15 protein-coding genes and 1 pseudogene are annotated in these 20,816 nt (G+C 39.9%); 10 read left to right on the top strand and 6 right to left on the bottom strand.

Features of this window, described 5'->3' with window-relative positions; translation table 11 throughout:
- Positions 1-93: 93 nt before the first annotated feature.
- The 3 genes from RMY64_RS30650 to RMY64_RS30660 all read left to right on the top strand — a co-directional run bounded on the left by RMY64_RS30650 (position 94) and on the right by RMY64_RS30660 (position 4,942).
- The gene (locus tag RMY64_RS30650) at positions 94-1,281 is read left to right on the top strand and encodes a glycosyltransferase family 4 protein (protein ID WP_322701988.1); all 1,188 of its coding nucleotides are present in this window, start codon (positions 94-96) and stop codon (positions 1,279-1,281) included.
- A gap of 425 nt (positions 1,282-1,706) precedes the next feature.
- On the top strand, positions 1,707-3,560 hold the full coding sequence (locus RMY64_RS30655) for an alpha-amylase family glycosyl hydrolase (protein WP_322701989.1): 1,854 nt from the start codon (positions 1,707-1,709) through the stop codon (positions 3,558-3,560).
- A 332-nt stretch (positions 3,561-3,892) separates the two neighbouring features.
- Positions 3,893-4,942, top strand: a complete 1,050-nt coding sequence (locus RMY64_RS30660) for a cyanophycinase (RefSeq protein WP_322701990.1) — start codon at positions 3,893-3,895, stop codon at positions 4,940-4,942.
- A 559-nt stretch (positions 4,943-5,501) separates the two neighbouring features.
- Here RMY64_RS30660 and RMY64_RS30665 read toward each other — a convergent pair.
- Positions 5,502-6,002, bottom strand: coding sequence for a hypothetical protein (locus RMY64_RS30665; protein ID WP_322669527.1), 501 nt, complete (start codon positions 6,000-6,002; stop codon positions 5,502-5,504).
- An 812-nt stretch (positions 6,003-6,814) separates the two neighbouring features.
- Between RMY64_RS30665 and RMY64_RS30670 the strand changes: the two genes are divergently transcribed.
- The 3 genes from RMY64_RS30670 to RMY64_RS30680 all read left to right on the top strand — a co-directional run bounded on the left by RMY64_RS30670 (position 6,815) and on the right by RMY64_RS30680 (position 8,805).
- Entirely contained in the window at positions 6,815-7,480 is a 666-nt protein-coding gene (locus RMY64_RS30670; RefSeq protein WP_322701991.1) for a phosphoribosyltransferase, read from the top strand.
- Positions 7,481-7,700: 220 nt separating this feature from the next.
- The gene (locus tag RMY64_RS30675) at positions 7,701-8,438 is read left to right on the top strand and encodes an SDR family oxidoreductase (protein ID WP_322701992.1); all 738 of its coding nucleotides are present in this window, start codon (positions 7,701-7,703) and stop codon (positions 8,436-8,438) included.
- Positions 8,439-8,670: 232 nt separating this feature from the next.
- The gene (locus RMY64_RS30680; protein WP_322701993.1) at positions 8,671-8,805 is read left to right on the top strand and encodes a hypothetical protein; all 135 of its coding nucleotides are present in this window, start codon (positions 8,671-8,673) and stop codon (positions 8,803-8,805) included.
- Here RMY64_RS30680 and RMY64_RS30685 read toward each other — a convergent pair.
- Positions 8,802-9,083, bottom strand: a complete 282-nt coding sequence (locus tag RMY64_RS30685; protein ID WP_322701994.1) for an ABC transporter substrate-binding protein — start codon at positions 9,081-9,083, stop codon at positions 8,802-8,804. The two genes, RMY64_RS30680 and RMY64_RS30685, sit on opposite strands and share 4 nt — an antisense overlap.
- An 84-nt stretch (positions 9,084-9,167) precedes the next feature.
- Here RMY64_RS30685 and RMY64_RS30690 point away from each other — a divergent pair, with 84 nt between their 5' ends.
- The 3 genes from RMY64_RS30690 to RMY64_RS30700 all read left to right on the top strand — a co-directional run bounded on the left by RMY64_RS30690 (position 9,168) and on the right by RMY64_RS30700 (position 15,491).
- Positions 9,168-11,618, top strand: coding sequence for a hypothetical protein (locus RMY64_RS30690; protein WP_322701995.1), 2,451 nt, complete (start codon positions 9,168-9,170; stop codon positions 11,616-11,618).
- A gap of 465 nt (positions 11,619-12,083) precedes the next feature.
- Positions 12,084-14,297 carry an alpha-glucan family phosphorylase gene (gene glgP, locus RMY64_RS30695; RefSeq protein WP_322701996.1) on the top strand — a complete coding sequence of 738 codons (2,214 nt, stop codon included), beginning with the start codon at positions 12,084-12,086 and terminating at the stop codon, positions 14,295-14,297.
- Between the two features lie 417 nt (positions 14,298-14,714).
- Positions 14,715-15,491, top strand: coding sequence for a Uma2 family endonuclease (locus RMY64_RS30700; RefSeq protein ID WP_322701997.1), 777 nt, complete (start codon positions 14,715-14,717; stop codon positions 15,489-15,491).
- A 197-nt stretch (positions 15,492-15,688) separates the two neighbouring features.
- On the opposite strand, the gene RMY64_RS30705 is transcribed toward RMY64_RS30700, so the two are convergent.
- On the bottom strand, positions 15,689-15,943 hold the full coding sequence (locus RMY64_RS30705) for a hypothetical protein (RefSeq protein ID WP_322669534.1): 255 nt from the start codon (positions 15,941-15,943) through the stop codon (positions 15,689-15,691).
- 82 nt (positions 15,944-16,025) lie between these two features.
- Between RMY64_RS30705 and RMY64_RS30710 the strand changes: the two are divergent.
- Positions 16,026-16,833, top strand: a pseudogene (locus RMY64_RS30710) (IS701 family transposase); the annotation flags it as partial.
- Here the strand turns inward: RMY64_RS30710 and RMY64_RS30715 are convergent.
- The 3 genes from RMY64_RS30715 to RMY64_RS30725 form a co-directional block, all read right to left on the bottom strand.
- A complete protein-coding gene (locus RMY64_RS30715) occupies positions 16,818-17,561 on the bottom strand; it encodes a hypothetical protein (RefSeq protein WP_322701998.1) in 744 nt (247 codons plus the stop codon). The pseudogene RMY64_RS30710 and the gene RMY64_RS30715 overlap by 16 nt on opposite strands.
- 569 nt (positions 17,562-18,130) lie before the next feature.
- Positions 18,131-20,167: an NAD-dependent DNA ligase LigA gene (ligA, locus tag RMY64_RS30720; protein ID WP_322701999.1), complete on the bottom strand. Its 2,037-nt coding sequence runs from the start codon at positions 20,165-20,167 to the stop codon at positions 18,131-18,133.
- Positions 20,168-20,254: 87 nt separating this feature from the next.
- Positions 20,255-20,395, bottom strand: coding sequence for a hypothetical protein (locus tag RMY64_RS30725; RefSeq protein ID WP_322702000.1), 141 nt, complete (start codon positions 20,393-20,395; stop codon positions 20,255-20,257).
- Positions 20,396-20,816: the final 421 nt, after the last annotated feature.

Here is a 20,816-nt window from a genome sequence, read left to right on the forward strand (position 1 = left end):
TTTTAGTAAAAGTACTCACTGCATTCGCCAGACTTGTATTTTTAGGTAAATGTAGTTTGTTAGATATTTATAAAGTGTTGGGGAGTCTAGTAGATGAAGATACTGGTACTGAGTTGGGAGTTTCCACCAAGGATTATTGGGGGAATTGCGCGACATGTGGCGGAGTTGTACCCGGAACTGGTAAAGCTAGGACATGAAATTCACCTGATTACAGCTGAGTTTGGTCACGCATCGATGTATGAGGTTGTTGAAGGAGTAAAGATACATCGAGTGCCAGTGGCATACAGTAACGACTTTTTCCACTGGGTAGTGAATCTCAACTTGAGTATGGGAGATCACGGTGGTAAATTGATTTTAGAAGAAGGGCCCTTTGATTTAATTCATGCCCATGATTGGTTAGTCGGAGATGCGGCGATCGCTCTCAAGCATAATTTTAAAATACCACTAATTGCCACAATTCATGCTACTGAATACGGACGATACAACGGTATTTACACAGAGATTCAAGGTTATATAAATGGCAAAGAAACCTTGCTAGCTTACAATGCTTGGCGGATTATTGTTTGTAGCGAATATATGCGCCAAGAAGTAGAACGAGCGCTCTACACTCCTTGGGATAAAATCGATGTCATTTATAACGGTATCCGAGCCGAAAAGAAACAGCATCATACAGATTTTCATGCTCTGGATTTTCGCCGCCAATTTGCCGCAGACGAAGAGAAAATAGTTTACTACCTCGGTCGTATGACCTACGAAAAAGGTATACCTATATTACTTAATGCCGCACCCAAAATCCTTTCAGAAATGGGAGGTAACGTGAAATTTGTGATCGTTGGTGGTGGCAATACCGACCACCTCAAGCGCCAAGCCTGGGATTTGGGAATTTGGCATCATTGCTATTTTACCGGTTTTCTCTCGGATGAATACTTAGATAAATTTCAAACTGTCGCCGACTGTGCGGTTTTTCCGAGTCTTTACGAACCCTTTGGAATTGTAGCTTTAGAAAGCTTTGCTTCTCGTGTACCTGTAGTAGTTTCTGATACGGGTGGTTTTCCAGAAGTGGTGCAACATACCAAAACAGGCATTGTCACTTGGGTGAACAATCCCGATTCTTTAGCTTGGGGAATTTTGGAAGTGCTGAAAAATCCAGGTTATCGTCAATGGCTGGTGGATAATGCTTATGAGGATTTAGAGCGCCGCTTTAGCTGGCCGAAACTCGCCAAGCAAACTGAGCAAGTATATCAGCAAGTTGTGCAAGAGCGATCGCAAATATCGTGGTAAGATAGCTCCCCGATTTCTTTAAGAAGTTGGGGAGCTAAAATTTTATTTGAACTTGCATAAATCCTTAATCAACCTTTGATAAGTTTATAGCTGGTACTGCTGCAATTTCTGGAGTAGTGCAAATTTAATCTGGTTTTAGATATTACAGCATAGTTCAAGTTGGTAAGGTACACAAGCTAAATCTGTTACTCAGGTATAAAGCATGTTTTACTCCTGAACTATGCTGTATTTTTGGAATTCCGAAATCAGTAATATCATGTCCGCTTGATTGCTTATTAAACTCGAAGAACCCCACCCCGCCAAAGCTGTGCTTTGTCTCCCCTTCCCGCAGGCGGGGAGGGGTTGGGGGTGGGGTTCTTTTATTATGGGTAATTTGGCGGACATGATATAACACGAGAAAAAGCTAATTCATCAAGGATGACTATATGAAACTGCTTCCTTTGGATAAACTAGGAGCTAGAGAAGCCAACGGTATTGTTGATTTTGGACTATTTCTGCCTTGGGTTTCTCAAAAGGATGGAAATCGGCTAATAATTAAAATTATCCACGAGAAAGATCAATTTATCCAAGATATTCAGCCGTTAGAATTTGAACTCAAGCATTCTATCGACTCAGAGTATGGTGATTATTGGTCAACTCAAATAGATATCAAAACTCAATCAAAACCCAGTGCCAAATCTGCATGGGGAGAACCGGGTAGATATGTTTACCGCTATTGCTTACAAAATCCCAATCAGGGAGAAATAGATTGGATTATTGACCCTTTTGCCAGAGAATTTGGTGTAGGTAAATTATCCGCTTTCACACTTGGCTATCAACAATATGAGTGGAGCCAGAAGGAAAAAACTTGGAAAACTCCAAACTTAAAAGATATTGTTCTCTACGAATTGATGATTGATGAATTCGGGGGCAATATTGATGGAACAATTGAAAAACTCGGCTATTTAGCAGATTTGGGAGTTAACTGTCTCGAAATCATGCCACTCTCCAATGTAGCCTTAACAGTAGATTGGGGTTTTTTACCAATTGGCTATTTTGGTGTAGATGAGCGATTTGGTAAAAGAAAAGATTTACAAAGTTTAATTGATGCGGCACATCAAAACAACATTGCTGTAATTGTAGATGCCGTTTATGGTCATACTGGTGATAGTTTTCCATACTCTTATGTTTACAGAAAACTAGGGTATCGTGAGAATCCTTTTATGGGGACATTTGCTAAAGATTATTTTGGCGAAAGCACAGACTATAATCGCAAGTTTACCCAAGACTTTTTCTATACAGTCAACTATCACTGGCTAGATGTTTATCATGTTGATGGCTTTCGCTATGACTGCGTACCCAATTACTGGGATGGTTCTACAGGAGTTGGTTACGCTAACTTAGTTTTTAACACTTACAAAACAGTCAAAGAAAAGAGACAAGCTGGCGAGTATTGGCAGAGATTCTTTAACAATGACACGATCAACTTGATTCAGTGTGCTGAACAATTAGAAGGACCAAAGGAGATTCTCGAACAAACTTATACCAACTCTACTTGGCAAAATGAAACTTTTGGTGCAGCTGAAAGTGTAGCTCAGGGAAATAAAGGTGATTTAGCTAATCTTGGCTTTAAACTTGGTCTGGATGGCTATCCTTCAGAGATTACAAACAATGGTGACAAAATTGCTAAAACAGCACTGCAATATCTAGAAAATCATGACCACTCCCGCTTTGTTTGTAACTTTGGTACGATCGCCCGCGATAATGATTTATTAAAAGAAGGTAATCGTGACTTATGGTATAAAGTCCAGCCTTACCTAATTGGGATTTTCACTGGTAAAGGGATTCCGTTATTGTGGCAAGGTCAGGAATTTGGTGAAAACTATTTCCTGCCAGAACAAGGTTTTGGTAGAGTGATGTTGCTTCGACCTGTACGATGGGATTATTTTTATGACCCCATTGGTAAGAGCGTACTTTCCTTAGTACGTAAGTTGATTAAACTGCGTAGTCAGCAACCGCAGTTTACGGAAGGCGACCATTTCTTTTACAACGATTATGACCGCTATCATTCCAAAAATGTGCTGCTATTCTCGCGCAAACATGGTAACAAGTTTAGCCTAGTAGCACTTAACTTTAGCGATCGCGATCAAAATGTACCCTTCTGGTTCCCAATTGCTGGCAATTATCAAGAAGAACTAAATGGTGAAAACAATTTAATCGGGGTTCCCAGTTATTCAGAATATTGGGTAACTATTCCCAGTAACTACGGAAGGATCTGGACAGTGACAACCAATACCTAATCTATTATTAGGTTTCATCTGGCCAGAATTAAACGCTACAAGCAATGTAGAGATTTTTGCACAGTAACGCAGAGAATTAACGATCGCTCTGCGTTATTTTGCGTTAACAAACAGTACAAGACCTGTACGCTGGAAATTCTACCCGATCTAGTGCCACAGTTAAGCTAGTGCGCGTCTAAATTGCACATTTTTCGTTAAGACTGTCCTAAGTCAATTGGTGATTCACAACAACTGATAAATGACAAGTGACAAAGGACAAATTTCACGAATAAATAAGCAATTAAAATGCGTCACAGCCTAGCAATAATTGCAGTTTGCTCTAGAAGTTTAGTATGACAAAGGCATTCCCAAGCATAGCAAGGCGCTTGAAAAGTACAGGAATCAAGTTGTTGAAGATGGGAACCTTCCTAATAAACCGTTTTATTGAAAGCTGGAGACGCTTTTTCCTGGGTGATACTGTTGATGTTCGCCCCTCCACCTCTGGCTCCTTTGATGTCCGTCCCTCCTTAGCGGGCCCAGTCCTGAGTTTGGGTGGGGGAGGCCCCGATGTCGATGATGCTATCCAGTGGATGATTAACCAAGTTAGGGGAGGTAATAACTCCAGCACTAAAGTTAATGTTATAGTTCTCCGCACTAATGGTAATCACGATTACAATCAGCTAATTTATGCCATGAAGGGCGTAAATTTTGTGGAAACTCTTCTGGTTAGGGATAGACAAGAGGCAAACAAAGCTGAGATTTATGAAAAAATCCGAAATGCTGATGTAGTTTTCTTTGCTGGCGGGGATCAATGTCAATATATCCGCAACTGGAAAGATACCAAGCTTGAGGCTGCTGTTAAGTCAGTTTATCTTAAGGGGGGTGGTATTGGTGGCACTAGTGCAGGTGCAATGATCCAAAGCGATTGTGTCTATGATGCTTGCGCTTCTTCCGAAAAAGGCATTGAAACTAGAGACGCACTCGAAGATCCCTACCGAGACATTACTTTTACTTACAATTTTTTCAATTGGAGTAATTTGAAGGGAACTATTGTAGATACACACTTTGACAGACGGGAAAGAATGGGTCGAATTATGACTTTCATTGCCCGTCAAATTAAGGATGGTGTATCTAGCAGTGTTTTAGGTATAGCGGTTAGTGAAAGTACATCGGTTCTTGTGGATAAAAACGGTTTGGTGAAAGTTATGGGTAGGGGTGCGGCATACTTTGTACTTGGCAATCATCTGCCAGAAGTATGCGAACCCCGAAAGCCTTTGACCTTTTCCAATTACAAAATTTGGAAAGTCCGCAGTGGCGACACCTTCAACTTAAGAAATAGACCAACTTCTGGGTACTATCTCAGGAGTGTCAAAAGGGGACGGATTGATTCAAATCCCTATTGAGTGGGAGGGCTGATTCAGCCTATTTCAAACAGGATTTGTCAAAATGGTTAGCGAGAAAATTGTAAGTAAGCTGTTACGCATTTAATTTGTATATTTACTCGTGAGAGTTGTCATTGGTCATTGGTCATTAGTCATTTGTATTTCAAAGGACAGATGACCAATTGACTTAGGACAGTCTGAATGCAAAAATGTACAATCTAGACGCGCATCAATTTAAGCGTGAGAGTTGTCATTGGTCATTTTCCTTTTTCTCTTTAACCGAACTGTATTGCCCCAACCCTTCCCCGATGCTTTGGACAGGGAAGGGTTTGCCTTAGCAAATGCAGGGTAGAGTTCTTTATTTTTGATTTATGCAAGAGGTCTAATTTTTAATTGTTATAACTCTTAATTTTTACTACATTCTAATTTTGAAAATAGCTTCCAGGAGCTTTTAGCTGACTTGTGTCAGAGAGGATTAAATAAAAGTAATTTTAGAAAATAATGTGACAGAACCTGAGCTTCGATTTTGCTCGGCTCAACCTAGCATATATAAGATTTTGAAAGTAATTTCGGGCAATATTTAGGCGCTGATAGGTTGTTCAGATTCAATTAACTGATTATTCGGTACATCAAATCTAATAGTACTAGCTGCCCAGTCTTTAAAATCAGGTGCTAGCCAGACTAGCTTACGCAGAATTTCATCATTGACCCACAACACCAAGGGAAACTGAAACTGTTTCCGAAACTCATCTCGCATGATATTGGTACTAATAATCAGTTGGTTAATTGCCACTACAGATTCTAAGCCTCGTACCATCAAAGCTTCGGGTTGAGTAGTACCAATTTCACTTGTAATAGCTGTGTATAATTTGTCATCAGTAGGGGAAAGCAAAATTTCGTGGATATCTGCTGATGAAAATTCTGTTAGCAAATTCAACACTTGCTGCTGCTTTTGAACACAGTTACAACAAGCCAATAACAGTGAAAACTGTCCGCCAGAAACCATCATCGCCCTTGCCAGTCTCTTAGTAGCTGCTGTGCTGCTAACTGTGCCGTTTTCTGAATTGGTTAAGCCGATCATGAAAAACACCCTTCTTTTGATTTTCAAGCATATTCAGTGATTCTACCCTATTAATTTTTATCCAAAAGTGTTAATTGGGTAACTTTGATGACTTTTTTCTGTAATATTAAGCATTATATAACGAACAAGCAGATGGTGCATTATCTCATGTTCACAATTTAGGGAGAATGTAAAGAGAATATCAACACAAGGTCTGCAACAGGGGACATACGAAGAATTAACAATTGCATTATCACTGGATTTTCATAAATTTTTGCATCTGCTAACAATTAAGTATTTTTTAATTTATAGTAAAACAAAATACTCAGTAAAAGTCTAACAGTAAATGTTAGCAAGTGGCAAAAGTTATAACAGTTTTCAAATGCACCCCTACTTAAACATTAGGTTTTCCATGTCACCCTTCTTTTGCGATCGCCCTATAACTTTGCTTCACGCTAACACCAGTTATCAACAGCAGTAAACCCCCTACAGCAAGAGTTAACCGCGTCACAATGTCTTTTAAATCAGCCATTTGGGGAGGGATATTGAGTCGGGAGTAGTAAAATAGTCTCAACACAAGATGCAGAAATCTTGTTGCATTAAAGCTAACTCATCCGTTTGATAGAACTGTAGATTGAAGATGTCGCTCCGTTAGTGGAGGACAGGGAATATTTAGCTTTCTAAGATCGATTTAGAACATCTGAACTATACCAACAAGTTTAAAATTTGCTCAATTGCTACATTTTTTGAAGTTGATAGCCAATAACAAACGTACTGTAAATATTTATTTAATTTTTTGGAAACCAATTAGGAATATTTAGGAATATTACATCATGCTATTTAAAAATCGGAGGTTTGCAGGTCAAGTTTTGGCTCAAGAGTTAACCGCTTATGCTAATGACCCAGATGTTGTGGTATTAGGGCTACCAAGGGGTGGTGTACCCATTGCTTTTGAAGTTGCCAAAACCTTAAATGCTCCCTTAGATGTTTTAGTGGTACGTAAATTGGGTGTGCCCGATCGAGAAGAACTAGCGATGGGAGCGATCGCTTCTGGTGGTGTGCGGATAGTCAATAAACATATTATCAACTTGGTGAAGATATCCGATGAAGTAATTGCCAAGGTGGCGCTACAAGAAGAACGGGAGTTAGAGCGGCGGGAACGGCTTTATCGCCAAAATCGCCCGTTAAGAGATTTGAAAGGACGCACAGTCATTTTGGTAGATGATGGTTTAGCAACGGGTGCAACGATGTGGGCTGCTGTTGTAACTGTACGAAAACAGCAACCTGCTCAGATTGCGATCGCTGTGCCTGTGGCTGCACCTGAAACTTGCCAAGAGTTAGAAACTGAAGTTGACGAAATTGTTTGCATCTCCAGACCCAACCCTTTCCAGAGCGTTGGCCTTTGGTACGAAAGCTTTCCTCAAACGACTGATGAAGAAGTCTGCGACTTACTCGCAAAAGCGGCAAAGAACGGTGAAGCAATACCTCTTGGTATGTAGAGAAAGATTAAGTTTATGAGATAGTCTCAACTCCCGAATTGAAGTTTTAACGGGACAGAAATCAAATGGCGTGATGATAGCGGTTCGGATTAGTGATGTTGCCGATACAAAAACGTCGATCGAGTATACAAACTAGTTGATATGGTTAAATAATGCTGAGTTCATCTAAAACAGCACCCGATGTTTCACGAGCCATACTCAATAATCCCCAGGAATAAATATGTCTGAGATTCAAAACAAAGTGGTAATCATCACCGGAGCCAGCAGTGGGTTAGGTGAGGCAACTGCGAAGCGACTTGCTGCTAGTGGAGCTAAACTGATGCTGGCTGCCAGACGCGAAGATCGGCTAAAAGATTTGGTTGGAGCGATCGCTAAATCAGGAGGAACTGCAACCTATCAAGTAACGGATGTCGCAGATAGCGCCCAAGTGGAAGCTTTAGCCAAGGAAACTTTGAGTACATACAGCCGGATTGACGTGCTAATCAATAATGCCGGATTGATGCCGCTTTCTGCCCTCGACCAAGTAAAGGTGGACGAGTGGGAGCGGATGATCGATATCAACATTAAAGGCGTTCTTTATGGAATTGCTGCCGTGTTGCCGATTATGCGTCAGCAAAAGTCTGGTCACGTCATTAACCTATCATCAGTGGCCGGACATAAAGTGTTTCCGGGAGCGGCCGTCTACTGTGCCACTAAGTACGCAGTGCGGGCGATTTCTGAGGGGCTGCGGCTAGAGTCAAATGGTGAAATCCGTTCGACTAATATCTCACCAGGAGCCGTTGCCACTGAACTGGGTAACACGATTACCGATAAAGACGCAGCAGCGGGAATTAACCACCTTTATGAAATCGCCATTGATGCAGATGCCATTGCCCGTGTGATCGCATACGCCATAGAGCAACCCAGTGATGTTGATGTGAATGAAATCATCATCCGTCCGACACGTCAAGAACTTTAAATTTAGGCTCACAGAGCAAGCATTCGGCTCAGATAGCCAGACGATATCTTGAACACGCGAGTGAATGTACAATCTTACTAAAAAAAACTCTGTGTACCTCTGCGCTTTCCTTAGCGTCGCTTTGCGTTTAAAAACGTAACTATTTTAGGCAAAGCTGTATAAATTATCAGTGTCAGATTAATAAATCCAGTTTTGCTTAGTCTGTAAACTGTAGTGGCGTGGCAAGGCTAAAATGTTGTATTATCACTTTCTTGTGGGATGGGCTTCTAGCCCGTCCGGTGCAGGCAAGATGCCCACACCACAAGAAAATTTATTGCAACATTTCAGCCTTGCCACGCCAGTAGGCTTTATCACCTATGCTCTCTAAATCTGCAATGGGCATGAGTAGCTGTGTAGGGAACCCAAATGCACCCAAGCATCGATTTCACCTCGGCAAAATCGGGGCAGCGCCTTCGATTGTGTCAAATAAATTGGTTCAATGCCACTAAAATCAAGTCCGACTTTTGCTTGCGATCGCACAAGCACATAATGGGCGTTTGAGCCTTTGTCAAAAGCGAGCTTTTTACTCTTTAGGTCGGCCAGCGTCGGAATCAGCGAATCTTCCGCTACTAGAATCTCTTCACCTTTGGAAGCAGTATAGTTCACTATACATATTTATTTTGGTATTAATAAAACGTCGATACATGACAGATATATAATTGATTAAACTTTGTTTTTGAGCAAATAAATATGAGTAATTTTGACCATTCTCAGCATCGAAAAGATTATCTTATTTTATTAGTAATTTGGGTGATAGCATTAGCTATAGATAGAGCTTGGTTTTTATTAGATAACTCAATTCCAGCCTTCGATCAAAGCGCACATTTAGCTACAGCATTACATCATTATAAAGTTTTTCAAAACTTCAATATCTTCTCAGGGAATTGGTGGTTATCTCTGTGGCAATTAACTCCAAGTTATCGCGCTCCTTTTGTATATATTTGCACTGTCCCATTTTTGATATTGTTCGGCCGTGGATATGACCAAGCAAGTTTGGTCAACTTATTGTATACTGCGATGATTATATTTTCAGTATATTATTTAGGTAATTTTTTATTTGAAAATCGAAAAATTAGCATAACTGCCAGTATATTTTGTGTATTATTTCCTATTTTAGGAATTATTCGGACAGATTATTTATTAGATTATGGTTTGACAGCAATTGTTACAGTAACTTTTACAGTCCTGACAATTTGGAAAGATAGTTATATTAGGTTTTGGTCATGGGTGTTAACTATCCTTTTGGGCGTTGGAATAGGTTTAATTTTGTTGGCTAAACCTACAGGTTTTATTTTTATTTTAGTTCCTAGTATTTGGGTATTAATTAGTTTTATTAGAAAACGTAGATTTATCAAACTAATTCAAGCTTGCTTATCTTTGATAATAGCTTGGTTAATTTGTAGTTTTTGGTATGGCTTAAATTGGTTAACAATTATTACATCGGCATTAAATGCTAACCAAGTTGGAAAAAGGGAGGGCGATCCTTCTGCCACAACTATTGCTGGATGGCTATACTATCCACAAATGATCCCAGAAAGCGTTGGTTTCCCAATATTATGTGCGAGTATTGGCATTTTATTGGTTTATCTGATTAAATATAAATTTACTACTAATTCAATTTCAGCGAATCTCCATAAATCGGCTCGAATTTGGTTATTAGTTACCTTAATTAGTAGCTATATAATTTGTTCTTTGGGTACAAATAAAGACATTAGATTTATTCTGCCATGCTTTCCGATAATTAGTTTGATATTGGCGGATTTATTCAATTTATTTGACAATATATATTTTGATAGACTGAGATTAGCCACTTTAGTGTTAAGTTGCATAGTTTTACTAAACAATTTGTTTCCATTGCCCCTAATTCAAGCATGGGGTGGTAGACATTTACCTAATAATGATGCTCAAGAATATCCTTTAGACAAACTTATACATAAAATCACCGAAACCAATTTATATTTAAGGTCGAATTTAGGGGTAATTCCTGTTTCTACACCGCAGATAAATGAGTATACTTTAAATTATTTTGGAGCATTAGCAGATTTTCGCGTATCTGGCAGAAAATTAACAACCAAATTATCTCAGATAGAGCAAGATTTACAATATTTTTGTTGGTATATTACTAGAGATAATGAACCATATAGACCTGGAGAAAGTGGAGAGACTAAAAAGAAATTAAAATCTTTAGTCGAATCTTCTCCTGATTTGAAATTACAGGGCGATTGGATATTACCTCATGGAGATAAAATGCGTTTATATAACTGCAAAAATCCTCCTGTAACTGTTGAAAAAATCAATAATAGCGAGTCTGCAATTAGTTTAGAAAAAGTTGTGATTTCTCAGCAATTAATTTTAGAGCAAAACAATCCTGTAACCTATGAAATAACGGGTTCATGGCATGATTTGCAAAATGGAATATTACTGTTAAAATGGCAAAATGACCAATCATCCTGGTATCACGATCATGCCATTGGTTTAGGTAATTTATACTGTGGGATCAAATGTCATCCTGAAGGAACTTTCCGGGTGAAAGAAGCTTTAGCTACATTTATTCCGAAAACACTACCACTAGGAAAATATCAGCTATCAGCACTATATTTAGATAGAATAAACAACAAAACCACATCTTTAAATATTCCAGATATTACTGTAAATGTGACAGATGTAGGAACAGTAGAAAAATCGCCAGCTTTAGATTTAGTTACCCGAACTTCACAACTAGCACAAGAGTTACAACAGGGTAAATTAAATAATATCTTTGTGCAGATAGGTCATTTCAATCAATACGATCCCACTCAGGATTATTTAAAACAAATTGATTTCGCGGCTAATTATTATCTGCAAACAGAGCCAAATAATTTAAATTGGCGTTACACTTTAGTTTTATCACAACTTTTACAGCGTCAAGTCCCAGAATTAATCCAAAATTTAAAAGAATTAACTAAATATGATGCTCAAAATCCTTACACATGGATTTATTTAGCTTTTGTTTATTTATATAATTTTCAACCTACACAAGCTGAACCAAAATTAGCGATCGCAGAACAATTAAAACCAGATATACCAGAATTAAAAACTTTAAAAACTGTAACAAATATTATGAAATTTTTGCCACTACAATGGTTTGCTACCAAGGAATAAAAGAAATTCAGATAAAAAGCATTATTGGGATGCAAGTAGCTGTAGTTAAAAATTGACTATTATCAAGACATATAAATAACTTTAGTTACTGATTGTAAAAATATAAATAAATATTTACAATAAAACAAAAAAAGTAAAATAATGTCAACGAATTTGATAGAAAAAACATATTAAATCTGTCCAAAAGTAGAGATAATTTTTAGAAGACGAAAACAATACAAACCATTTACTTGGATAAGGTTTGATGTCGAGAAACTGTTCCAACTTCAGGGGAGAATTCAGCACGTGAAGGCTCCGGTGTTATAAACCTGAAGAGTAAATAAAAGGGACTGGGTATGGAAAAGAGGCATCGGGGCAGGGTGCAAAAGGGAAAATTCTCCCTTGCTCCCTGCCCCCTGCTCCCTTGCCTCTTCCCCGGTTCCCGATACATAGAGAAAAAGTTAAGCGCGAGGACATAGATTTAGTATGGCTAATAGCAGTGCAATCACCGCAGCACGACACTTGAGTGAAAAGTTACCTTCACCGCTCAAACGTTTAGCAGATTTGGCTTATAACTACTGGTGGAGTTGGAGTGGCGATCGCATCTCCCTATTCCAAAGCATCGATCCCCAAGAATGGGAACGCTGTGGGCATAATCCAGTCGCAATTTTAGAGTCGGCAACTTATGAGCGTTTGACGCAATTAGCAGAAGACCCATTTTATTTAAAGCAGATATCCGCCCTCGCACGTGAGTTTGACCAATACATCAACCAGCAAGATACTTGGGTTAGTCGAGTTGCACCGCAAGTATCCAGAGAGCATCCTATTGCTTACTTTTGCGCCGAATTTGGCATCCATGAATCTCTACCCGTCTACTCTGGCGGCTTAGGAATTCTCGCCGGGGATCACTTAAAATCATCATCAGATTTGGGTGTGCCGTTGGTTGGTGTTGGCTTGTTGTACCGCCAAGGTTATTTTCGGCAACGCTTGAACCGCCAAGGTTGGCAAGAAGATTATTATATTGACAACCCCTTTGACCACATGCCCTTGGAGTTAATTAAAAATGAGCAAGGGGAATCGGTGACTATCGAGTTACAAGTTCGCCAACGGGTTGTAAAAGTGCAAATCTGGCGAGTGCAAGTTGGGCGAGTCACCTTATATTTATTAGATAGCGATCGCCACGATAACGATCCCATTGACCGTTGGCTAACGGGACACCTATACGGCGGTAACTTGGAAACCCGCATCGCCCAAGAAGTCGTTTTGGGAATTGGCGGTGTTCGCGCCCTACACGCCTTGGGAATTGAACCTTCTGTCTATCACCTCAATGAAGGACACGCTGCATTTTGCACCTTAGAAGTTGCGCGGGTAGAAATTGAACGGACTGGTAAATCTTTCTACGACATCGAAGCCAAGGTGCGCAACAGTTGTGTATTCACCACCCATACCCCCGTTCCCGCCGGTCATGATGTCTTCTCGCCCGATTTAATCGACTCCTTCTTTGCCAGCTATTGGCCGCAATTGCGACTTTCGCGGGAACAATTTTTGTCATTGGGTGCAAGGCGATTGGGCGATCCTTGGGAACCCTTTGGGATGACCGTTTTAGCATTGCGGATGTCTCGTGCTTGTAATGGCGTGAGTGAATTGCACGGTCAAGTTTCCCGTAAAATGTGGACAGTTCTCTATCCGCAGCGATCCGAAGATAAGGTACCAATTGGTTACATTACCAATGGCGTTCATGCACCCACTTGGACTGCACCCTTGTTAGGTGACTTATATGAGGAATATTTGGGAGAAGACTGGAAAAATCGCGCCGTCGATCCCAAGATGTGGGCTAAAGTTGACGAGATTCCCGATGAGGAATTGTGGTCGCGGCATCTCATTCTTAAAGAAAGATTGATTGCCTTCACCCGTTATAAGGTAAAGAAATCACGGGAGTTGCGTGGCGAAAATCATCAACTCATTCAAGCAACCGAAAAATTACTCGATCTCAATGTCTTGACCATTGGATTTGCCAGACGCTTCAGCCCTTATAAACGCGGCGATCTGATTTTGCGCGATGCCGAACGCGCACTGAAGATTTTTGGTAATGCTCAACGTCCAGTACAAATTATCTTTGCAGGTAAAGCCCACCCAGCTGATGAAGAAGGTAAGCGGATTATCCAACGCTTGATGGAGTGGTGTCACAATTCCGGGATTATCAACCGAGTTGCCTTTATTGAAGATTACGACATTTACACTGGTCAAAAATTGGTGCAAGGCGTGGATGTTTGGTTAAATAATCCCCGTCGTCCCTTGGAAGCGTCTGGTACGAGTGGGCAAAAAGTCTGTTTTAACGGCGGTCTGAATTGCAGCGTTTTGGATGGCTGGTGGTGCGAAGGCTACCAAACAGGGCCCGATGGTAAAGGAATTAACGGTTGGGCAATTGGTGAAGATGCTCATACTAGCGATCAAGAATTGCAAGATGGGATTGATTCGCGATCGCTTTATCAGCTGTTAGAAGAAGAAATCGTTCCTCTATACTATGACCAAGATGCCCAAGGCATTCCCCATCGTTGGGTGCAGATGATGAAAACGTCCATTAAGACGAATGCGCCGTTATTCAACACCGACAGGATGATTGCCGACTACGTTTCACAGGTGTATGTTCCAGAGATTTCTAAGAGTGTGGAACCGATTTTAGCTAAAGTACTGCTTTAGAGCATTTTTACTTTCCTGGTTAAATAGGGGGCGGGTTTTCTGCCCCTTTTTTTGCTCTTATATCATGTCCGCTTGATTGCTTATTAAACCCGAAGAACCCCACCCCGCCAAAGCTGCACTTTGTCTCCCCTCCCCGCAAGCCTACGGTGTACACACAAGTTATCGAATTACTACCAGTTCTCGAATTACCCCACCCTAACCCTCCCCTTGTAAAGGGGAGGGAACCGGATTTTTCTTGTTTCCCCCCTTTACAAGGGGGGACTAAGGGGGGTAATTCGACTTGTGTGTACACCGTAGCCCCGCAAGCGAGGAGGGGTTGGGGGTGGGGTGTAATGACTGTGGTTAGTATAACTAATTATGCGGACATGATATTAGTATCGCTTGCGATAAGATCGAGAATAAATTCATGCTGTGTTTATGGCAACCCAACTCAGCCAAGCCAAATCACCAATAGAACTGGTAATCTCTTGGGAAGCCTTACCCAAAGATTTTCAACTAGAGGATGAACCAGTGGAGAATACCGGTCAGCCGCTTTTAGCTGGTGCTTTGCGTGAAAGCCTAGAAATCAGTGGATTCATCCAACCCCAGATGTTGATAGCTTCAAACTTTGGTCTTTGTGCGACAGTCAACGAGCAATTTATTGCCAAAGCACCAGACTGGGTTTATGTGCCATCGGTTAATAAAATGGTGGCTAACCGCAAAAGTTATACACCCAATTTAGAAGGAGATATTCCGGCGATCGCTATCGAATTTTTATCCGATACTGAAGGTGGAGAATATTCAGTCAAGCGAACTTATCCACCAGGAAAATGGTTTTTCTACGAGCAAATTTTGCAGATTCCCATCTACGTGATTTTTGAACCTTATGGCGGTTTATTAGAATATTATCAACTGGAAAATAAGCGCTATGAGTTAAAGCAACCTGACGAAAATGGTCGTCATTGGATTGATGTAATGGGCTTATTTTTAGGAACTTGGCAAGGAACAAAAGAAGGTCGCACTGGTTATTGGTTGCGCTGGTGGGATCGAGATGGTAATTTGTTACTGTGGGCTGTAGAACAAATTGAACAAGAACGCCAACGCGCCGAACAAGAACGCCAACGCGCCGAACAAGAACGTCAGCAAAAAGAACGACTGATTACTTATTTGCAATCTCAGGGAATTGATCCGAATAACTTGCCCCCGCTTGAGTAGAGGCAATTCATGAATTGTTCTTACAATCATTATCTGATTGTGTAAAACTAACTAGTTTGCGATAACAATCCTGAATCATTCCTAAAAAACAATATCCCCGAAAAATTTTCCGAAGTCGGGGATCTATGAATTGCAGTTTTCAAAAATAAAATAGGATTGCTATAGAAATCCTATTTTATTATCTGAATGGATACTCATCACTCTGGGAATATCTTTTTGAGTTGAGAAATATAATTGAAGTTGGTTATTTTCCAATCTTCCCATGCATTTTGAATAGCTTCTTTTTGTTCTTGAGTTAACTGCCAAGAAAGTGGAGGATTAATTTTACCACGAGGAAATTTAATAGGAATATGCATAATTTCTATTCCTTTTTGGCAAGATTTATCTTTTAAAAATTGCTGCACTTTTTCCGGCTCATCATGCTTGTAGCCGCATTTATACTTGTCTGTCAAAAGTTCTATCCCTCTTGTGTCACTTTCCGGGTATTCTGAATAAAAGAATAAAAAAAGAAAACCCTGAAAGATAAGTAGGGCAATGGATGTAGAATTACAAATCCTCAAGCATTTGGCGAGAGACGCTCACCCAACAGTTGCGATCGTAGATGAATATTGTGCAGAGTATAAAGACCTGTTTAAAGAAGTAAGAAATTATGAGTGCTTCAAATATTTACATCTGGGGATAATGTCACCAATCAAAAGAAAATCGTTACCAGAGATAGCGAAAGCCGTAAGTATAAACTCTGCACAGTCATTACATCATTTTTTAGCTAATTCAGGTTGGTCAGTAGAGGAATTAAAACAACGAAGATTAAATAAACTAAAAAAAGCATTGGATGGCAATGCAATTACAGTAGTAATAGATGAAACAGGAGATAGGAAAAAAGGTAAAAAGACTGATTATGTAGCCAGGCAATATTTAGGGAGTGTCGGAAAAGTCGATAATGGAATAGTTTCAGTCAATGCTTATGGACTTTACTCTAATATAACTTTTCCTTTAAGTGTAAAAATATTCAAACCAAAAGGGACGCTAAAAGAAGAAGATAAATACAAAACTAAAATAGAGTTAGCATCAGAAATTATTACAGAGCTAATTGAATCAGGCTTTACTATTGAATTAGTACTAGCGGATAGTTTATATGGTGAAAGCAGCCAATTTATTAGAAAACTAGCTGAATACAAATTAGATTATGTCGTAGCGATAAGAAATAATCATGGAGTCTGGTTGCCAGCAGGACAGAGCGTTAGGGCGAATAAGTGGTGTAAATTTGAGAGAACATTTAGCAATCAGAAATCAGAAATCAGAAATTAGATACATTAGGGAAATAGTTTATGGTAAAAAAAGAGCAGGAGCTTCAAATCTCCCTTTTTTTTGGCGAGGTTTCAAGATAAAATAACCTAAGCCATAAACAATTAATAGAAAAATTGAAAATACTGTTATTGCAGCAATTCCATAAGATAAATCACCATTGGCATCTACATAACCCCTTTGTATTCTTTCTGGTAAAAAATAAATTATTTTTAATAAAGCCTGTTTTAAAAACTGGTTATGTTCAAAAAAATACTTGTTAAAGTAATTAGTTATTAGCAATAAAGCTCCCGCAATAATGCCAAATATAATTCCCCAACCTTCCCAGCTACGATCTGCTTCTTGTATTTCTTTTTTAGAAAGCTGAGTCGCCTTGATGCCAATTGGAAGACTTAAGATAATAGCGATTAAATATTGGAGAAATACTGGAATTACTTGCTGCTGAGGTACATCAAAACGAAGATGGGAATTATACAAGATGATATCGAAAACTTGTATCGTAGCCAGTCCTGCTAAAACTGCACCTCCAATAACTAAAACCAATTGATTATTAGCGCGAAGTACAAATAAGTTTTTTAAAATTGCTGATAAACCAGAATTCACTGAAATTGTTGGCAAGAATAATAGCAATAAACCAACAATTATAGGTACTCGCAAAAAGAAAATATATTGCAATACACTGTAGAAATTTTGTAGCATTAAACTCAAGAATGCTAGTCCCAACCACAAGACAATGCCGTTAAAAACCTGTTGTTTTTTGTTCATAACAAATCTCTGTAAATATACAAAAATTTAATTTTTTTTGTTCATATTGGCTTATATCTTGTACTCAGCTTTCAGATAAATGAAGATTGAAGAATAATTCAGGAGTCACAATGGGCTAAACGCCCCGCTACCGCTAACAGGAGCGGAGCCGGAGACGCTCCACCTTTGCTCATTCCGGTGAGAATGAAGACGCTTGTGGACTCGCTCTAAAAGCAAGATATAAGCCAATAAAGTTTGATACACAAGAAGATATCAAAATTCCGCAAAAGGGATTATAAAGTTATATTTATACCAATTCTCTAAAATCTGGGAACAGATTCAAACCCTGAAACTCAGATCTTACCTGACTTTCTTAATTACGAATTCCGAATTGGTATTAGTTAAGTATTAAAAAGTGCTAAATATGTATTGATACCAGAGTCTAAAAAATATAAAACATAAGCAGATTTTATCACCCAAGTAAATAATGCAAGTTGGAGCGGTTATACTTTTGGGCTAATTGATAAGTATAGGTTAATTGCCTGGATTCGTTTACGAAATATATAGCTTTCCAGGCTATTTACCTGATTTTAATCTTCAAGCATTTCCAACAATTGCGTCTCGCTTAACTGCGTAATTCCCAAGGAAATTGCTTTGTCTAACTTGGAACCGGCATCTTCTCCTAAAACTAAATAATCGGTTTTTTTACTCACTGAATCAGTTACTTTTCCCCCAGCTTTTTGAATCAAAGCCTTTGCTTCATCTCGCTTTAAGGTTGGCAATGTACCTGTAATTACAAAAGTTTTACCTGCAAATTTTTGATTACCATCCCCAACTATTTTTGTTTCCTCAGTAGCAGTTAATTGCAATCCTTCTGCTTGTAAGCGTTCTATCAACCTTTGGTTAGCATCAATCCGAAACCACTGATACACAGATTGGGCAATTTCAGCACCAATACCATAAATGCCTTCAATATCTGATTGCTTTGCTGCCGCTAACTGCTCTACAGTAAAATATTTCTGAGTCAACAATTGAGCATTGACACTGCCAACATGACGGATGCCTAAACCATACAATACCCTTGACCAAGGTTGATTTTTTGACTGGGCGATCGCATCCACTAATTTCTCTGCCGACTTTTTCCCCATCCTTTCTAATTCACATAATTTCTCTGCTGTCAACTCATATAAATCGGCAACACAATCCACCAAACCTTTATCAACGAGTTGATACACTAGCTTTTCGCCCATACCTTTAATATCCAAGGCATCACGACTTACCCAATGTTCAATGGAACCTTTGAGAATCGCCGCACAGGAAGCATTGACGCATCGAGTCACCGCCTCACCCAATTCTCGCACCACCAATTGGCCGCAGACTGGACAATGGGTGGGCATAAGGAAGGGTTCGGTGTCAGCGGGACGGAGTTCTTTGATTACCCTCAGCACTTCTGGAATGATTTCCCCAGCTTTGCGGACAATCACAGTATCGCCAATGCGGATATCTAATTGAGCAATGCGATCGCTATTATGTAAAGTGGCGCGGGAAACTGTTGTTCCCGCCAGCTGCACAGGGCGCATCTCTGCTAATGGCGTTAACGCCCCCGTTCTCCCTACATTTACAGCAATATTTTCCACACGCGTAGGTGCTTCTTCGGCTGGATACTTTAAGGCTACTGCCCACCGGGGGAATTTCTGCGTAAATCCTAGCTGTTCTTGAAGTTTAAAAGAATTCAGCTTTACTACTACCCCATCAGTCATGTAAGGTAAATTCAGCCGTTCCGTATCCCAGTATTCGTAATATTTTGCCACTTCTGCGATCGAAGCACAGAGTTTGTGTTTGGGGTTGACTCGAAAACCCATCTTTTCCAACAACTCCAACGCTTCCCATTGGGTATTAGCAATACTGGTGTCATCCCTACCAGGAATGTGCAAGGTGTAGCCAAAGAAATCTAGGCGCCGTTTAGCCACAATGCGGGAATCTAGTTGCCTGAGTGTACCAGCTGCGGCATTGCGGGGATTAGCAAATAATTGCTCGCTGGCTTTTTGCCTTTCCTCGTTGATTTGTTTAAATACTTCCAACGGCAAAAATGCTTCACCTCGCACTTCCACTCTTTCGAGAATTTCTAACCCTTCAAAATTCAAACGTAAGGGAATTGAGCGAATTGTTCGCACATTTTGGGTAATATCTTCACCCGTTACCCCATCACCCCTAGTTGTCCCTCTAACTAGAATGCCATTTTGGTAAGTAAGAGCCAAAGCAGAACCATCAATTTTAAGTTCAGTGACATATTCCACTGCATCTATTTTCGGTACTTGTCGCCGCCAACGCTGATCCCATGCTTGCAACTCATCAATATTGAATGCATTCTCCAGACTATACAAGGGGATATTGTGCCGCACCGAGGTAAACTGTGTTGCCGGTCTCTCACCAACCCGTTGAGTCGGACTATCGGGTGCTGTCAATTCTGGATATTGAGTTTCTAATTGTTGCAATTCTCGATATAGCTGGTCATAGACTGCATCCTCCATGATTGGAGCATCTAGGACGTAATAAGCATAGCTTGCTTGTTGCAATAACTGGCGCAATTCTTCTGTGCGCTTTACTTCAGGCTTAATCTGTGTCATAAAATTATAAAATATCTAAGACAAGGCTAACAAATCATACATTTGTACTATACAAAATTTTGGCTTTTGAGCCATATCCCCCGCTACCTAATACTTGTATAGGGCGATCGCATCGCAAACTTCAGTAGGAAGCTTCCCCTGAGTACTAAGTATAATTCCACAGGTAAATAATTGAGAGCGATCGCGAGTTAATAAATCGCTATATAAAAGAATGTAGAGCCGTAGCATTGCTCACAAGTGTCAACTTAAGCTGAAAGCCTTTTCAAATCTCGTTTCCAGCCTCTGGGCTGAAAATGCACTTCAATTGCGGCTCTGCCTCTAATATCATGTCCGGTTAATTAGTTATAATTTCCGTCATCTATGCAGAAACCGGAAAACCCTCTTTCCCCCTGCCCCCTGCCCCCTGCGTTCTTAATGATAAGTCTTTCACCGGACATGATATAAGACAGCATTCCCAGTCTGAGCAGGGGAACGAGACAACGAGACAATACATAAAAGCTGGTTTTAGGCAGGCTTTCACGTTAAGTTGACACTTATGAGCAATGCTACGGCTCTACAAAGGTAATAACGCATATTTAATTTCACCAGAGTCTATTAGCTCGACTTTATCCATTTTTAATTCAATCAAGCAGCGTAAACAGCAATATCT

Source organism: Nostoc sp. DedQUE08, assembly GCF_034530895.1.
In the GTDB taxonomy this organism is placed as follows: Bacteria; Cyanobacteriota; Cyanobacteriia; order Cyanobacteriales; family Nostocaceae; genus Nostoc.

What these genes read in the sequence shown, in the direction of transcription:
- RMY64_RS30650 (WP_322701988.1), top strand. Translation starts at nt 94, where the DNA reads ATGAAGATACTGGTACTGAGTTGGGAGTTTCCACCAAGGATTATTGGG.
- RMY64_RS30715 (WP_322701998.1), bottom strand. Translation starts at nt 17,561, where the DNA reads ATGAACAAAAAACAACAGGTTTTTAACGGCATTGTCTTGTGGTTGGGA.
- RMY64_RS30675 (WP_322701992.1), top strand. Translation starts at nt 7,701, where the DNA reads ATGTCTGAGATTCAAAACAAAGTGGTAATCATCACCGGAGCCAGCAGT.
- glgP (WP_322701996.1), top strand. Translation starts at nt 12,084, where the DNA reads ATGGCTAATAGCAGTGCAATCACCGCAGCACGACACTTGAGTGAAAAG.
- RMY64_RS30665 (WP_322669527.1), bottom strand. Translation starts at nt 6,002, where the DNA reads ATGATCGGCTTAACCAATTCAGAAAACGGCACAGTTAGCAGCACAGCA.
- RMY64_RS30700 (WP_322701997.1), top strand. Translation starts at nt 14,715, where the DNA reads ATGGCAACCCAACTCAGCCAAGCCAAATCACCAATAGAACTGGTAATC.
- RMY64_RS30680 (WP_322701993.1), top strand. Translation starts at nt 8,671, where the DNA reads ATGTTGTATTATCACTTTCTTGTGGGATGGGCTTCTAGCCCGTCCGGT.
- ligA (WP_322701999.1), bottom strand. Translation starts at nt 20,167, where the DNA reads ATGACACAGATTAAGCCTGAAGTAAAGCGCACAGAAGAATTGCGCCAG.
- RMY64_RS30670 (WP_322701991.1), top strand. Translation starts at nt 6,815, where the DNA reads ATGCTATTTAAAAATCGGAGGTTTGCAGGTCAAGTTTTGGCTCAAGAG.
- RMY64_RS30655 (WP_322701989.1), top strand. Translation starts at nt 1,707, where the DNA reads ATGAAACTGCTTCCTTTGGATAAACTAGGAGCTAGAGAAGCCAACGGT.
- RMY64_RS30660 (WP_322701990.1), top strand. Translation starts at nt 3,893, where the DNA reads ATGACAAAGGCATTCCCAAGCATAGCAAGGCGCTTGAAAAGTACAGGA.
- RMY64_RS30725 (WP_322702000.1), bottom strand. Translation starts at nt 20,395, where the DNA reads ATGCTACGGCTCTACATTCTTTTATATAGCGATTTATTAACTCGCGAT.
- RMY64_RS30690 (WP_322701995.1), top strand. Translation starts at nt 9,168, where the DNA reads ATGAGTAATTTTGACCATTCTCAGCATCGAAAAGATTATCTTATTTTA.